This window comes from Spirosoma aerophilum (assembly GCF_054782495.1).
Genome location: NZ_BAAGSJ010000017.1, coordinates 598,089 through 614,366 on the forward strand (window position 1 = coordinate 598,089; position 16,278 = coordinate 614,366).

Below are 16,278 nucleotides of genomic sequence, written 5' to 3' on the forward strand. Positions count from 1 at the left end.
GCTAAAAACGAAGAATGGTCTGCTCGATGATGGTGCAGGCTTCGTCGATTTGTGCTTCGGTGATGACCAGGGGAGGAGCAAACCGGATGATGTCGCCGTGTGTGGGCTTGGCCAGCAGACCGTTATCTTTGAAGCGGATGCATAGCTCCCAGGCGGTTTCTGCCCCCAGTTCCGGGCGTTCGGCAATGACGATTGCGTTGAGCAGTCCCTTGCCGCGCACGGTTTTGATCAGGTCGGTCTTCTCGCTGAGGGCTAGCATCCGGGCCCGAAACAGCTCCCCCATTTTCGTGGCATTCTCCGCCAGTTGTTCATCCTGAACCACTTGGAGCGCTGCCATCGTGACGGCACAGGCCAGCGGATTGCCGCCGTAGGTGGACCCGTGTTCGCCCGGTTTAATGGTCAGCATCACGGCATCGCTCGTCAACACCGCCGAAACCGGCAGCACCCCGCCCGACAGCGCCTTGCCCAACACCAGCAGGTCGGGTTTTACGTTCTCGTGATCGCAGGCCAGCCGTTTGCCCGTCCGGCCAATGCCCGTCTGGACTTCGTCGGCAATGAAGAGCACGTTGTATTGTGTACACAGATCGCGAACCCCGCGCAGGTAGCCCGCATCGGGCACCACAACGCCCGCTTCACCCTGAATCGGCTCGACCATAAAACCGGCAATGGTCGGGTCGCTTTGCAGACATTGCTCCAGCGCGGCCAGGTCATTGTAGGGAATAAGCTGATAACCCGGCAGCAGCGGACCGAAATCATTGGTGCTGCTGGGATCGGTGGACGATGAGATAGCCGCCAGCGTGCGCCCCCAGAAGTTACCGGTTGCAAAGACCACTTTGGCCTGGTTGGGCGCAATCCCTTTGACGGTGTAGGCCCACTTTCGGGTGAGCTTGAGGGCCGTTTCACCGGCTTCCACCCCCGAGTTCATCATTAATGCTTTATCGTAGCCGAAATAGTCGCACAGGTGCTTTTCGCAAACGCCCAGCTGGTCGTTGTAAAACGCCCGGGAGGTGAGTGTCAGGCGCTGCGCCTGCTGCATAAGCGCGTCGATGATGCGCGGATGGCAGTGCCCCTGGCTAACGGCGCTGTAGGCCGACAGAAAATCGAGGTAGCGTTTGTCGTCGACATCCCAGACATAAACGCCCTGCCCGCGCGACAGTACGACCGGAATAGGGTGGTAATTATGCGCACCATATTGTGATTCCAGCTCCATAAATGCGCTGCTGGTGGCTGTTGGTACCGGTAATTCTGTCGTCATGTGTTGCGATTTAACAGGCTGTTAGTTCTTGCGTCTCTGCTCTCCTTTCACGGCGCTGCCTGACCGGACATAAACAAACCGTGTAGTCGATCCTGGCGACCACGTCTGTTTTCTGCCTGAAGCCCTGGGAACGATGCGCTGAGCGAGAGGTCTGTTTACAAAAATAAGGGAAATGCCCATGATACGGCTGGCCTGGTGCGTAATCCAGGCATTAAGTAGTTGTGCAGTCGTAAATAGGTCAATGGTTGATGTGCCAAAAAAGGTGATAATCAATTATTTGCTTATGGAAAATCAATCGACCGGCTACTGTTTGCTACTCAACTACTACCAAATTTAAGCTTGGCGGTAGTTTTAGCCTTTCCCGCCTTTCATCGCGCTTCTTTCTGCTAACCCGGAATGCCCGAACATAGCCGTGCGTTCAGGGTTGCCGAAAAGAGAAATTAGTATCAATATTTAGAAAATTCGTATTATTTTTAGCGACAATAAATGTAAAATTGTATATTAAGTTTATTGGATACAAGTTGATATTTAACTGGGTTACGTGTTGTTGCCCGGCATAACTGAGATTGTATAACAAAAAGAAGATCATGGCTTATATCGTTTTGTGAGCTGCAAAACACAGGCTGATCTTATTCGCTGGCAGACATAGCCATGCAAACCCGAGTATCCTTATAATGAAATAACTGCGGCATTTGACATTTAACATTATGGTTTCGTGGTCGGTCAGAAGAGCGATTTGGACGCATCATTATTTCAAGTACATGCACATCCTGGGCAAATTGTGGTCTTTTTCTTATAAATACGTTTATCTGCGCTGGATAAAATTACGGATAAGAGATCGCCCTTTGGTTGCTATCGTTTTATCGGAACAAATGGGGGATATTATCGCCTGTGAGCCGATGGCTCGTGAGGTGCGCCGACTCCATCCGAATGGGTACATTATTTGGGTTGTCCGTAAACAGTATCTTGATCTGGTTGCTCATCACCCTTCTCTGGACAACTTCCTGACCGAGAAGTGTCCCGGCGAACGTATATACCTGTTACGTTCGGGCATTTTCGACGAAGTCTACAACATGCATATTTCGCACCGGAAATGTAAGTACTGTCCAGACGATCCAATAAATCCAACGGCCGATAGCATAGATCTTACGTTTGATAATTATTACCACAGGGGCGATCTGTTGTATATATTCTCGCAGGCGGCCGGCTTGCCAGCGATGACAGCCGATCCTCACATGTATATCCCTGACCCGATTCGACAACGAGTTGCTTCGCTTGCCTTTTCCGGACCGCCTATTGTTATTCACTGTCAATCCAGTCATGTTGCCCGTGACTGGCCAGCCGATAAGTGGAATCAGTTAGTGAAGTGGCTTCTGGAAACGTATCCCTACTCAGTTGTTGAGGTTGGTCTTGCGTCTGTGATAACAGAAAGAAATCCGAAATTCCGTAGTTTGTGTGGACAGCTCAGCTTACTGGAAACGGCCGAAGTAATCCGAAATGCCGTTTTGTTCATTGGTATCGACAGTGGCCCGGCTCATATGGCTAATGCTGTTGGCACAAACGGGATAATTTTGCTGGGTCAGCTTTACGATTTTGTTGACTATATGCCCTACTCCGGGCGTTACAAGCGTGGTGAAGGCATCACTATTCTAAATGATTATGGCCATCCCTGTGCCGACCTGCCCTATACCTGGGTGAGGGATGCTGTTCAGCAACAACTGTGCTATCAAATGGGGTAGTCAGTTCGTAGCTGTTCAACTTCGGTAGTAAGCCTTAGCATCCAAGCTCCTTTTCAGCCTTTTGCAACCGCCACGGCACTTATGTAAAGCCAGGATAATCAGATTTACGCTTTACTTTTTAGCACAGGTTGCCGAACGAATACGAATACTATAAACCTCTTGCTGATCGATTATGCCGATTGGAGTCGTTTTGGCAAGTGTATTCCGGTTGATAAACTTCACAGCTTCCAATGAATCGCATACTTCTGTGTAGGCAGTACTTCTTTTGCTTAACGACTGGTTGGTAAGTTGAATGGTCTCTATAATCTGGCAGTCATAACAAGGACCCGGTAGTTTAGGAAAACAAGCAGATAGAATCGTACCAGTTAGCAGAGCCAGCGGATATTTTAGTGTTACAATAGCTTTCCTGACGATAGGCATGACTAGTACTTATATGGAGGAATCAAAACGGGATGGCTGGATAGATACTTCTCCCACAATTTCACACTAAAGACCACTCGTTGTCTTTAGCTATTTAGTAACAGAATCAAATGAAGTATATCAATCCCCTTTTTGTTTTAAAATCTCTTATAAGTTTACCGAAGTATGAAATTTGAGGCTGACTACTTATTGATTAGCCGTCTCACAAAATGCTCGTAGTTGTTGCATCAGTAAACAGAGCGACGAAGTCCGCTGCCAGCTAAGTAATTTTATCTTGTAGAGGGGTGGAATCGGTTAGCAAAGCTTGGTGGGTCGATCAGGTCCAGACCTTTATCCAGCCAAAAATACCGTTTGTTAAAGCTGTTCCATGCGGATACGGATCCCGCTTTTGCACCAGCCACTTACTTTATGTTATACGAATTTTCTAATTTTCAAAAGATATACCTTTTCTCAGTCTATATAGAAATTGTTCAAAAGTCTCACCCAAGATAATGAAATCTTCATCATCAGCGACGAAAGATAAAAGTCCAAATTTGCGTGGGTAGGTACGCTTATCAATTACAAACATCTCTAAGTTGCCATTTGAACCAATATAGATAGCCCAAGGAAAGAATTCTGCACAAAAATTTTGGGTCAATTCATAAATTTTGCTGACAGGTTCGAATACAGTATAGCTGCTACCCACTTCGCCTTCAAATCCGTTTAAGTGTATCAGAAAATCTTTGTAGTCAGAAGGCAGATCTATTTGTAATCTTTTTTCCAGTTTGCCAACTTCTTCTACAATTGCTGATTCTACAGTTGCTGAATCATTCTCGAAGTGCGAGAAATATTCTTTAATAAAGGCCTTCATTGAAAAGCTGGAACTGTTGTATAAGTGGCATTGTATTAGTCTATAGCCTATAAACCCCTTTCTCTTTAAGGAAGTTAATTACATCTACATCTGCTCTGCCAAAATGAGTTCTATCACTGATACTGGGCATATCAATGGCGTATAAGTAGATGATTAGCTCCCAAATTAACTCCTCATTAGCTGATGGTTCATAGATGAGTTCTCCAGCGTCTTGTAATTGCATCATGTTCCAAGCCCATCGATCAGCTTGGTCAAAAGTAAGTCGCTTGCCCAATAGAGACTCATACGTTTGTAGAACCGTTTCCAAACTAACTGTCATTTCATAGTCTAAAGCTGTTGTATAATCAATGCTATGCTAATCAACACAAAATAATACAATTAAATAAAGCGAATACATAATAATACTGGCTATATGACTGAGCGTTAGTTACCCTAAAACGACCATGAACTTTTGAAAGAATGCCACCAATTTTAGCTTTCAACAACTCTGTACACATACAGTCCGTTGGGCCGTGACGGGTTAGCAGAAAGGAGCTTGACAAGAATGCCGGTCATTGCTCATTTAACCTGTTGTATAAGTGGCGTGGCCGCTGCAAAAGTAGATGAGTATGTAATAAAATCAATCAGGTAGTGAGTACAGCCTAGTTGGAGTGCAGTTGTACTATAGCTACGCACAAATTCTTAGCCATTGGCTACCCTAAGCCCTGGGCATACGCCCGATATAATGGCCAATCAGGAGCAACCTTTGAGGTAAGACAAGCTCCCTTAGTTGCATTTAAATTCACGAATTCCACCTCTGTAGGCTAGATCGCCACATATACAGGTGTAACGTCCGCCAGGGCACTCCATCGTTCTTGTTTCCGAGCCATGATCTCCCGGATCATTAAAAAGATAGCGGCAACTACAGGTTACAAGTACAGAAGGCTCAATTCGATGATCAGCGCAAGACCAGGGCAGCGCGGCCAAAGCAAGGTACAAAAGACCGAACAGCGCTTTTTTTAGGGAAATTATTTTCATGGTGTAGACTATTTTAAACTATGATGGGGAATAGGCGCTTAGGCCTGCAATGACTAAACTGCCTGCCAATTTAGTCATTGTACAAGGTATTGATTCTAAAAGCAATAGTGCTTTATTTAAAGGTAAAATACTGCTTCACATTGTCTGCTTATAAATTTATAGTTGACCCTTTTGAAGGCTGAGCCAGCTTGAGGAAGTTGTTCATGAGTAGTTTATTATTCCCTCATCCAGAAACTTAAACAAAGTAACCCAACTGGCACGGGTCAACAGGGAATCGGTTGGCCGTCAGTAATTGTCCCTGAATAGCCTAAAAGCAATGGCTAAAATTCTTTTAGAAGGAACCCATTCGCAAGGCTATCAACTTTTGCAACAGCCACGTAATGTATAAAACATCTCTAAAAATAATTCAAAACCAACTACACACTGGATATAGCCTAATTTTGCACTTTTCTACTATTTATGCAATGCCTAACAGCGCTCGTCAAAGCATTGGGGACGGGTATACTTATTCTTCGGCCTCTTGCTATTTTGTCTCTCTTGATGAGGTTCCTGCCTGAGTTTTCCAAAAGCGAATGGAAAGTACTTCACGAATCCAACGTCGATCTTTTTCCGCTTCCCGCCGGCTTAGAAAGTACTTAGAATTACATTAGAAATCACTAATCAACTTACTCAACACCAAATCATTCACTAACTAGCAGCCAATTTAAAGCATTGGAAAGCCTGCATTGGCAGCGAGTGCGCTACGGACTCGCTGCCAATGCAGGCTGTTTTGACAACGTTAGGAAATGAATAAAGTAGTAATTATTGAAGACGACCGCCGAATTGCCCAGAACATAAGCCGGGGGCTTCGGGAGGAAGGATATGCCACCGAAGTGGTGTATGAAGGCGATAATGGGCGGCAGATGGTGATACAGTCCGACGTCGATCTGGTGATCCTGGATATTAACCTGCCGGGCATCAATGGCTTTGAGGTGTGCCGCAGCGTTCGGGCCGTGAAGCCGCATCTGCCGATTATTATGCTCACCGCACTGGGTGAAATAGAAGATAAAATAGAAGGGCTGGGGCTGGGGGCAGATGATTACGTGGTGAAACCGTTCGATTTTCGGGAGTTGGTGGCCCGTGTCGAAACCTGCCTGCGCCGGTCAGCGCTGCTCCTGCAAACGGCCACAACGCCGGAGTCGATCTGGCAAATAGCCAACTTAACCGTAAACGCTGACACCCGCGAAGTTCGGCGGGACGATACCCTGATTGACCTGACAGCTCGTGAGTTTTCCCTTCTGGAATACCTGATTCGGAATCGGGGGCGGGTGCTGTCGAAAATAGACATTGCCGAACGCGTCTGGAACCTGAATTTCGATCCCAGTACCAATGTCGTAGAGGTGTATATCAACTACCTGCGTAAAAAGATCGACCGCGACTTCGAACCCAAGCTGATTCATACAAGATCCGGAATGGGGTATGTGCTGAAAGATGATTAGCCCTAACGCCGTTTTAAAATTCACCAACTGGCTACTAATCAGTTTTTATCGTGCAGATGATGCGGGAGCGACCCGCTTGCTGTGACGTCGGTTCCTTAAAATCGAACAAAAACGAGGTTTTAAGAAACCTCGCTCGTCAGATGTAAGCATCTGACATCACGCAATGTCTGGGCCAAGCTCCGGCTTGGCCTTTCATTTTATAGTTCGACGGCCAAGCCGGAGCTTGACCCAGACATAATTGCCAGCTTTTGTTCAAGTTTCTACTGTGGACGAATACCAGTGGCAGGCTCGCATTTACCCATTTCGGGTTCTAAGTTTTTTCTAATCATTTTCTATAAGACTTCTAATCGGGCTGTAAGCCTGTTGTAATAGGGCCGCCTGACCTTTGTAGCCGTACATCAACTCACGCATGCGGCTGCTTCTTTCACTGACTTTTGTTTTTCTGAGTACCGGTTTCGGATGGGCGCAGACGTTGGTCGGCCAGGATTCGCTGACCGTAACGCTTCGCCAGGCCGACAGCCTGTTCGTTAAAAATAACCTTTTATTGCTGGCCGAGCGGTTCCGCATCGACGCCAGCCAGGCGCAGGTCCTACAGGCCAGTTTATACGATAACCCGACGGTTACGCTGGAGCTAAGTGCCTACAATAACGAGGCTCGGCGGGTGCTGGATGTAGGGCGACAGGGACAGAAAACGCTGGCCATCGAGCAACTCCTCTACACGGCCGGCAAACGCAACAAACGCATTGCACTGGCCACGGAAACCGCCCGGCTGACCCAGTTCGAATTACTAGATCTCCTGCGCGGCCTTCGATTCGACCTGCGCAGCCGGTTCTATTCCATCTATTTTCAGCAGAAAACGCTGGCTCGGTTCGATCAGCAACTGGCTACACTGCAAACGACGGTGGCGGCTTATGACGTGCAGTACACCCGCCAGAACGTGTCGCTGCGGGAGCTGCTTCGGTTAAAAGCCCTGCTGTTTCAACTGAGCAACGACCGGACGGCCATTGTGTTTCAGCTCGCCGACGACCAGCGGGCACTTCGGACGATGCTGGCCGTGGAGCAGCCCATCCGGCCCGTCGTTGCCGACGAAACGCTGGCCCTGTATCGCTTACCTAACCAGCCCGACGATACCCTCCAGCAAGTGGCCCTGCGCAATCGACCCGACCTGAAAGCTGCCGCGTCGCTTACGCGGCAGGCCGAACTAAACCACAATCTGCAACGCGCTTTGGCCGTGCCCGACATGCGCCTGGGCGCGGCCTACGACCAGGCGGGCAGCTACATTCAGAACTATGTCGGGCTGTCGGTCTCGACGGATATTCCGCTGTTCAACCGCAATCAGGGAGCCATTCGGGCGGCCCGCAGCCAGATCGGTTATCAGGCGCAGCTGCAGCGGCAAAAAGCCAATCAGGTGTTGAACGAGGTGGCTACGGCCCTGCAAAAGGTGCGGGAGGTGGAACAGCGCGTGCAGACCGTCGAACAGTCGTTCGCCAGCCAGTTCGACCAGCTCAATCAGGGGGTTGTCATCAGCTTTCAGAAAGGCAACATCACCCTGCTGGAATTTGTCGATCTGGTCGAAGCCTATAATGACAGCGTCAGCCAGCTCAACCGCCTGAAAGTCGACCGCGTCAGTGCCTACGAAGAATTGAATTACCTCCTTGGAGAAGACCTGTTCAACTAAAAGCAGCCGCCTGGCTGATGCTCACTCTTATGAAAATTCCGGTTTTGTTTGCACTCGGCTGTCTGGCGTTCGTCAGCTCGTGTGCCCCCAAATCAGCGCCCGAAGAAGCGCAGGCCTTCATGCTGTCCGACACGATGATGCACCGCATCCGGCTCGACAGCGCGTTTACCCAGCCCGTGCGTAGTGAATTGACCCTCGTGGGCAAGATTGTCGCCGACGAAAATCGGGTCGTCAAGGTGTTTCCGCTCGTGGGCGGCAACGTCGAAGATGTGAAGGTCGAACTGGGCGATTACGTTCGGAAAGGGCAGACGTTGGCCGCCATCCGGTCGGGTGAGGTGGCCGATCTGAAACGGCAGCGCATACAGGCTCAGTCCGATCTGCTGGTGGCCGAGAAGAACTTGCGGGTGGCCCAGGACCTGCTGGAAACCAAACTCACCTCCCAGCGCGAGGTGGTGGCGGCTCAGAAAGAGGTGGAGAAAGCCCAGGCCGAAGCCAACCGGGTAAGTGAAGTGTCGCAGATATACGGAATCGCCAACGGGCCGATGTATACCGTGAAAGCGCCCATCGACGGCTACGTGATCGAGAAGAACGTGAACCGCGACATGCAGCTCCGCTCCGACAATGCCGATAACCTGTTCACCATTGGGCAGATCAGCGAGGTATGGGTGCTGGCCAGCGTCAACGAAAGCGATATTCGGCGCGTGCGTACGGGTATGCAAGCCTCCGTTCAGACGCTGAGCTATCCCGACGACCGGTTTACCGGCCATGTCGATAAGATCTACACGGTGCTGGACCCGCAGACCAAAGCCATGACCGTGCGTATCCGGCTGCACAATCAGGGCATGAAACTCCGGCCCGAAATGCATGCCACCGTTACCCTGCGCTATGAGGAGGACGGTCAACTGGCTACGGTGCCTTCGAAAGCTGTGATTTTCGACCGCTCGAAACAGTATGTCATGGTGTTCCGGGGCCGTACCGACATTGAAACGCGTGAGGTAAGTGTCCTCAAATCGCTGGGCGATGTCGCCTACATCAGCCAGGGCATCAAGCCGGGCGAAAAAGTCATCTCCAAAAATCAGCTGCTGGTCTACAACGCGCTGAACAATTAATTCATGAACAAATTCATCAGCAGCGTAGTCGGTTTTTCGCTGAAGAACCGGTTCTTTATCTTCTTCATGACGGCGGTGCTGGTCATTGCGGGCGTGTTCAGTTACCTGAAAACACCCCTGGAGGCTTTCCCGGACGTCACAAACACCCAAATCATTGTCGTTACGGAGTGGAACGGCCGCTCGGCCGAAGAGGTGGAGCGGTTCGTTACCGTGCCCATCGAGGTAGCCATGAACTCCGTTCAGCGGAAAAGCAATGTCCGCTCAACCACCATGTTCGGGCTGTCGGTCATGAAGATCATCTTCGACGATGGCGTCGAGGATTTTTTCGCGCGGCAGCAGGTCAACAACCTGTTGCGCAACGTGTCGCTGCCGGATGGTGTCGAGCCCGACGTTCAGCCGCCTTACGGCCCTACGGGCGAGATATTTCGCTACACCCTCGAAAGCAAGGACCGCGACAGCCAGGAGCTGCTCACCCTGCAAAACTGGGTCGTTGACCGGCAGCTGCGGAGTGTACCGGGTGTGGCCGACATTGTCGCCTTTGGCGGTCGGGACAAAATGTATGAACTACGGGTCAATCCAACCCAACTGGCCAAGTACGACATAACGCCCCTGGATGTGTACCAGGCCGTTACCCGCAGCAACATCAACGTCGGGGGCGACGTCATTGAGCGGAACGGGCAGGCGTATGTGGTGCGGGGCATCGGGCTGCTCACGTCCATTGCGGATATCGAAAACATCCTGATCGAGGAAGCGGGCGGCAATCCGGTGCTGGTGAAACACGTAGCAGAGGTGGCTGAGTCGAATCTGCCCCGAGTAGGGCAGGTCGGCCTGGACAATAATGACGACGTAGTGGAAGGGATCATCGTCATGCGCAAGGGCGAAAATCCCAGCGAGGTACTGACCCGCGTGAAGGATAAGATCGAGGAGCTGAACACCCGCGTGCTGCCCTCCGACGTGAAGATGGTGACCTTCTACGACCGGGATAACCTCATCGAGTTTTGTACCCAGACGGTGCTGCACAACCTCACCGAAGGCATTGTTCTGGTCACGGTGATTGTGTTTTTGTTCATGGCCGACTGGCGCACAACCTTCATCGTGTCGATCATCATTCCGCTGGCGCTGCTGTTTGCGTTCATGTGCCTCCGGCTCCGGGGTATGTCGGCCAATTTGCTGTCGATGGGCGCGGTCGATTTCGGCATCATCATCGACGGGGCCGTGGTCATGGTCGAGGGTATCTTCGTGACCCTCGATCACCTGGCGCACCGGGTAGGGATGCCCCGCTACAACCGCATGGCCAAGCTCGGCCTGATCCGAAAAACGGGGGGTGAACTGGGCAAAGCCGTTTTCTTCTCGAAGCTGATCATCATCACGGCGCTGCTGCCCATTTTCTCCTTCGAAAAAGTTGAAGGAAAGATGTTTTCGCCCCTGGCCTGGACCCTGGGGTTTGCGCTGCTGGGGGCTCTGTTATTCACCCTGACGCTGGTGCCGGTGCTATGCTCCATTCTGCTGAAGAAGAACGTTCGGGAAAAGAAAAATCCGCTAGTCAACTTCTTCGACCGAATCGTTATGGCTGGCTTTGGCTGGTGTTTCCGCCACCGCCGACTGAGCCTGATCGGGGCCATCAGCTTCATGATCGCCACCTTCTTCTCCTCCACCATGCTGGGCACCGAATTTCTGCCGCAGCTGAACGAAGGGGCCTTGTGGGTTACCGCCGAACTGCCCATGAGCATGTCGCTGCCCGAGAGCGTGGACATGGCCAAAACCATCCGGCAGGACCTGAACACCTTTCCCGAGGTAAAACAGGTGCTCTCGCAGGTGGGCCGCTCCAACGACGGCACCGACCCCAACGGCTTCTACTTCTGCCAGTTTCAGGTCGACCTCAAGCCGAAAGGGGAGTGGCCCGACCGGCGGCAGGGTCACGCACTAACAAACGAGCAGCTCACCGATGAGATGGACGCGAAGCTGAAAAACTATGCCGGGGTGCTGTACAATTATTCGCAACCCATTATCGACAACGTGGCGGAGGCTGTAGCGGGGTATAAAGCCAGCAACGGCATCAAGATCTTCGGGCCGGACGTCTATGAGCTGGAGAAATACGCCAACCAGGCTATGGACGCCATCAAGAATGTGGAGGGTATAAAGGATCTGGGTATCATCCGAAACGTAGGTCAGCCCGAAATGAGTGTGCTGTTTCACGACCACAAGATGGCGCTTTACGGCGTTTCGACGGCCGATGCACAAGCCGTGATCGAGATGGCAATTGGGGGCAAAACCGCGTCTATTCTTTATGAAGGCGAACGCAAATTCGAGATTCGGGTTCGGTTTCAGCCGGAGTACCGCCAGAGTGAAGACGACATCATGCGACTGATGGTGCCCACAATGGGGGGCGGTAAAATTCCGCTGAAAGAAATCGCGACCATCAAACAGATCACCGGTCCGGCCTTCATCTACCGGGATCTCAACAAACGCTTCATCGGCGTGAAGTTTTCCGTCCGGGGCCGCGATCTGGGCAGCACCATTGCCGAAGCCCAGCAGCGGGTACGCGAAAAACTCCATCCTGAAAAAAGCTACTCGGTGGATTGGGTGGGTGAGTTCGAAAATCAGGTGCGGGCTACCGGGCGGCTCGGGGAAGTGGTGCCCATTAGTCTGGCAGCTATTTTCGTGATCCTGTTCATCACGTTCGGCAATGCCAAAGATGCCGGGCTGGTGCTGCTGAACGTCCCGTTTGCGCTGATTGGGGGTATTCTGGCCCTGCACGCTACCGGCATGAATTTCGGCATCTCGGCCGGGGTGGGTTTCATTGCCCTATTCGGCATCTGTATACAGAACGGCGTTATTCTGGTGTCGGTCTTTAACAACAACCGAAAGGAACGTATGCCCCTCGACGTAGCCATTCGGGAGGGGGTACAGTCGCGCATCCGGCCGGTGGTCATGACGGCGCTGATGGCCGCCATCGGGTTGTTCCCGGCTGCCGTCTCAACGGGCATTGGCTCCGAAACACAAAAGCCGCTGGCCATTGTCGTGATTGGTGGATTGATAACGGCAACGGTATTGACCCTGCTCGTTTTCCCCATCATCTACCGCCTGTTCTATAACCAGAAAACAACCCGCGAAACCCGACGGCTGGTCGCCAGTGAGGTTGGCTGATGGATTAGTGATTTTTTGGATGAGGGGTAATACAAAATGTGACCGGGTTTTCCGGTCACGTTTTATTTGTGAGGTATGCTGACAACTACTCAGGCGGCTTACCGACCCATTACCAGTCTCGTCTGCGCGGGTGAATTGTCGGTATCCAGCAGCTGAATGCTGAGTGGCCCGTCCTTGTACAGGGTTCGGTCAATGGCTAGCGTAAAGGTGTGAATGCCCTGCGGGAGGTCGGCCAGGAGGGCGCTGCCCGTTAGTTTGACTGGCTTTTGATCGACCCAGGCGGTCAGACCATCCGTTTTGTTCAGACCCAGGCTCACGTTGCCTTTGCTGACCACTTCAATGTCGAACCGAACAATGCTGTAAGGCTTGCTCGCCACAATGACGGGAAGCTCGTCGATCGGCAACTCGCCGGATACTTTGCTGTAGGCGGGCTGCAGGGCCAGTTTTGTGTTGTCCTTTACCACTGTTCCAACGCCTTCGTCCCGGATCTTGCGGGCCAGTTCCTTCGTCGTCGACAGGGTGTTCCAGCGACGCACAAAGCGGGCGGTAGGCACCCGGAACTTACCCGATTCGCCCATTTTCGACAGGAAACCCAGCAGGTTAATGAATTCCTCTTTGTCGAGATTGGCCGTTAACCCGGCGGGCATCAGCGACCCCGGTACTTTTTCAATGACGTTGACCTGACTTTTCGGAATGGAAATCTCCTGCCCTGTCACATCACGTATCACCAGTTCGGAGGTGCCGTTGCTTACCAGATAGCCCAGCTGTTCACTGCCGTCTTTCTTCGCGATGCGCTGCAGCTCGTAGCCTTCCTTGATGGACAGGTTCGGGTAGAGGATGGAGCGTGTAATGGTCTCGACCGGGGAGCTGGTGCCGAGGCTGCTCAGGTCGGGGCCAATGCGCCCCCCGGCTCCACCAATGGCATGGCAGGTCAGGCAGGTCAGCGAGCTTTTTCGGAACACCATCTCGCCCTTCACCGGGTCGGCGGTCTCTTTTACCACCTTGGCCAGACTGGTAATGTCCTGCGCCGAAAGCTCCTGCGGCATTTTTTCGGCAGGCAGCACCCCGCCCGAGGCTTCCAGTGCCTTCGCCAGTTGCTTGATGTCGTCGCTGTTGCGCCGGTTGTAGGGCACGTTGCGCTGTAACGCCTGCCGACTGGCGAGGGCCATTTTTTCGGGTATCCGGCGGGCAGTCAACTCGTCGGCGAGCGCCTGAGCCCCCGGCTTGCTGGCCAGAAACGCCTTGAAAAGGTCCGTAATGTCGGTTTGGTCCGGTAACGTCCGCAATAGGTCGGCACTGATCCGGGCGGCATCGGTAGTGTTGACCGCTACCAGCTGCGAAGCCGCTGCCAGCCGCAGATCGGTCGGATTTTTTCCGGTCGTCAGGCCAACGAGGGCGGTTCGGGCGTTGTCGTTGTTGAGGGTTGCCAATGCGCCCAGTGCGGCTTTCTGGATGGATTTGTCGCCTTTTTGAGCCAGACTCACCAGCGTATTGTTCAGGTCGGTCAGGTGCCATAGTCCGATCAGGCGAATGGCAGTAGTGGCCACCGCTTCGTCGTCGCTGTCGATAAAGTCCGTGATCCGGTCCAGTTGTCCGGCTGGTTTAACACCCCGGCGGGCGGCTTCTTCCAGCGTACCGAGTACCATAGCCACCTCATTCGCCGAACTGCCTTTAACCTGTATCTCTTTTCCAAACAGACCGCCCAGATCAGCCGCACTGCCGAACTTCGCAATCGACGCGAGCGCTTCTTTTCGGTAATCTTCCGGCACTTTACCCTGCTGATACAGTTGTCTTAACCGCAAAATGGCCTCCGGGCTGCTCACGGCCTTCAGGGAAAAAACGGTTTTTCGCGCATCGCCCAGAAAGCCGGGGTCTTCTTTTAGTCGGCCCGCCCACAGGGATTCTCCGTCTCGAACGGTTTGCCAGAGGGCGTAATCCAGAAATTCATCCATCGGATTGTCCAGCACCGACAACGCTGTCCGCACCGCTTCGGGCGTTTTCACTTTCCGCAGGGCAATAACGGCTTCCATCCGCACCTGCGGGTGTTTGTCGCTTACGGCTTTAGCCAGCAGCGCCGGAACGTTGGTCAGGTTGGGATACCACAGCTCCAGTGCCCGTAAGGCGGCCGCCCGGGCTTTGTGATTGTCGGCGTTCAGCAGCCGCAGCAGCAGTGGCTCATTGACGACCTCCAGTGTCTGATAAACCCACAGGGCTTCGAGCAGGTGGTGTTCGTAATCGGGGTTCGTTTTGTCCAGCTCCTGCACCCATTTCTGAAGTGCCGGAATCACTTCGTTGGCTCCGTGCGCCTTTAGCTGCTGCTTCGCCTGCGAGCGGGTCCAGTCTTCGGGTAGTTTGAGGGCGTCCAGCAGTTCATTGACCGAGGCTTTCGTGAGGGCGGGTTTCTTGACCAGCGGCCGGTTTTTAGCAACGATGCGCCAGATGCGGCCGTGCTGCTGATCGCGTCGCGGATCGTGAAAATCGACCTCGCCATGCTGAATAATGGGGTTGTACCAGTCGGCCACGTAAATGGCCCCATCCGGCCCTACCGATATATCGACCGGGCGAAAGGCGACATTATCCGTCCACATCAGATCCTCGACCTGCTTGGAGGCATAGCCGCTGCCCTGCTCTTCCAGCCTGAACCGGTTGATACGGTTGGCGCGGAAGTCGTTGGTAATCACACTGCCCTGCCAGGACTCCGGCAGGTGCCGTCCCGAAATAACTTCGAGCCCGCTGTGTTTGGGCTGCCCCGGATTCAGGCCCCGCAGAATACGGGCGGCACCCGGCGAGGTCAGGAACGTAGCCCCCGGAAACGCATAGTTGATCCCTTCGAAACCGGCCCCGTCGGTCAGGAACGACTGCCCCCACCGGTCGAACTGCAACCCCCACGGATTGACCAGCCCTTTGGCATAAATGTCCAGTTCGAGGTGTTTGGGTTTCAGCTGCCAGACGCCACCGCCTTCGAGCCGTTTGATACCGGAGGGCGTTTCGACGTGGCTGTAGATATAGATCGACTGGTTGAAATACAGAATTCCCTCGGGTCCCCAGCGAAAGGTGTGAATCAGGTGGTGGGTGTCGGCGGTGCCGAAGCCGTTCAGGATACGGCGCTTTTTATCGGCTTTGCCATCCCCATCGGTATCCATGAAATGCAGGATTTCGGTGGAGTTGGCCACGTATACCCCGCCATCGCCGGGGAGTATGCCCGTGGGGGTCAGCAGCCCTTCGGCGAAAATGGTCGATTTATCCGCTTTGCCGTCGCCGTCGGTATCTTCGAGCACAAAAATCTTGTCGTTGGCCTGTTCGCCCGTTTTCAGGTGCGGATAAGCCGTGCTGCTCACCACCCACAAGCGGCCGTCGGCATCCCAGTTCATCTGAATGGGTTTGGCCACCAGCGGCTCGGCGGCAAACAGGGTCACCTCAAAGCCATCGGCGACTTTAAACGACTCCAGTTCCCGTTGCGGGTCGGGGTCGGGATTGTCTTTTCGATCGTCCTGATAAGTGGCTGAGGTAATCAGCAGAACGCCGGAAAACAGCATCGCTCGGTAGAAGAACCTCAGGGGCCGGGTACGTTTCACTACGTTCATA

8 protein-coding genes are annotated in these 16,278 nt (G+C 52.7%); 5 read left to right on the forward strand and 3 right to left on the reverse strand.

Features of this window, described 5'->3' with window-relative positions:
• Position 1 precedes the first annotated feature (1 nt).
• Positions 2-1,255, reverse strand: coding sequence for an ornithine--oxo-acid transaminase (gene rocD, locus ACYVK4_RS24830; RefSeq protein ID WP_461130264.1), 1,254 nt, complete (start codon positions 1,253-1,255; stop codon positions 2-4).
• A 707-nt stretch (positions 1,256-1,962) separates the two neighbouring features.
• On the opposite strand from rocD, the gene ACYVK4_RS24835 reads away from it, so the two are divergent.
• Positions 1,963-2,994 carry a glycosyltransferase family 9 protein gene (locus tag ACYVK4_RS24835; RefSeq protein WP_461130265.1) on the forward strand — a complete coding sequence of 344 codons (1,032 nt, stop codon included), beginning with the start codon at positions 1,963-1,965 and terminating at the stop codon, positions 2,992-2,994.
• 844 nt (positions 2,995-3,838) lie between these two features.
• Here ACYVK4_RS24835 and ACYVK4_RS24840 read toward each other — a convergent pair.
• Complete coding sequence (locus tag ACYVK4_RS24840) at positions 3,839-4,264, reverse strand: SMI1/KNR4 family protein (protein WP_461130266.1); 426 nt, start codon at positions 4,262-4,264, stop codon at positions 3,839-3,841.
• Between the two features lie 1,802 nt (positions 4,265-6,066).
• Here ACYVK4_RS24840 and ACYVK4_RS24845 point away from each other — a divergent pair.
• The 4 genes from ACYVK4_RS24845 (at position 6,067) to ACYVK4_RS24860 (ending at position 12,693) form a co-directional block, all read left to right on the forward strand.
• Positions 6,067-6,759, forward strand: a complete 693-nt coding sequence (locus ACYVK4_RS24845) for a response regulator transcription factor (protein ID WP_461130267.1) — start codon at positions 6,067-6,069, stop codon at positions 6,757-6,759.
• A gap of 409 nt (positions 6,760-7,168) precedes the next feature.
• The gene (locus ACYVK4_RS24850) at positions 7,169-8,437 is read left to right on the forward strand and encodes a TolC family protein (RefSeq protein ID WP_461130268.1); all 1,269 of its coding nucleotides are present in this window, start codon (positions 7,169-7,171) and stop codon (positions 8,435-8,437) included.
• A gap of 29 nt (positions 8,438-8,466) precedes the next feature.
• Entirely contained in the window at positions 8,467-9,546 is a 1,080-nt protein-coding gene (locus tag ACYVK4_RS24855) for an efflux RND transporter periplasmic adaptor subunit (RefSeq protein ID WP_461130269.1), read from the forward strand.
• 3 nt (positions 9,547-9,549) lie between these two features.
• On the forward strand, positions 9,550-12,693 hold the full coding sequence (locus ACYVK4_RS24860; protein ID WP_461130270.1) for an efflux RND transporter permease subunit: 3,144 nt from the start codon (positions 9,550-9,552) through the stop codon (positions 12,691-12,693).
• A 98-nt stretch (positions 12,694-12,791) separates the two neighbouring features.
• Here the strand turns inward: ACYVK4_RS24860 and ACYVK4_RS24865 are convergent, their stop codons facing one another.
• Positions 12,792-16,277, reverse strand: coding sequence for a PVC-type heme-binding CxxCH protein (locus ACYVK4_RS24865; protein ID WP_461130271.1), 3,486 nt, complete (start codon positions 16,275-16,277; stop codon positions 12,792-12,794).
• Position 16,278: the final 1 nt, after the last annotated feature.

Coding starts and splice junctions, on each gene's coding strand:
- rocD (WP_461130264.1), bottom strand. CDS start 1,255: ATGACGACAGAATTACCGGTACCAACAGCCACCAGCAGCGCATTTATG.
- ACYVK4_RS24835 (WP_461130265.1), top strand. CDS start 1,963: ATGGTTTCGTGGTCGGTCAGAAGAGCGATTTGGACGCATCATTATTTC.
- ACYVK4_RS24840 (WP_461130266.1), bottom strand. CDS start 4,264: ATGAAGGCCTTTATTAAAGAATATTTCTCGCACTTCGAGAATGATTCA.
- ACYVK4_RS24845 (WP_461130267.1), top strand. CDS start 6,067: ATGAATAAAGTAGTAATTATTGAAGACGACCGCCGAATTGCCCAGAAC.
- ACYVK4_RS24850 (WP_461130268.1), top strand. CDS start 7,169: ATGCGGCTGCTTCTTTCACTGACTTTTGTTTTTCTGAGTACCGGTTTC.
- ACYVK4_RS24855 (WP_461130269.1), top strand. CDS start 8,467: ATGAAAATTCCGGTTTTGTTTGCACTCGGCTGTCTGGCGTTCGTCAGC.
- ACYVK4_RS24860 (WP_461130270.1), top strand. CDS start 9,550: ATGAACAAATTCATCAGCAGCGTAGTCGGTTTTTCGCTGAAGAACCGG.
- ACYVK4_RS24865 (WP_461130271.1), bottom strand. CDS start 16,277: ATGAACGTAGTGAAACGTACCCGGCCCCTGAGGTTCTTCTACCGAGCG.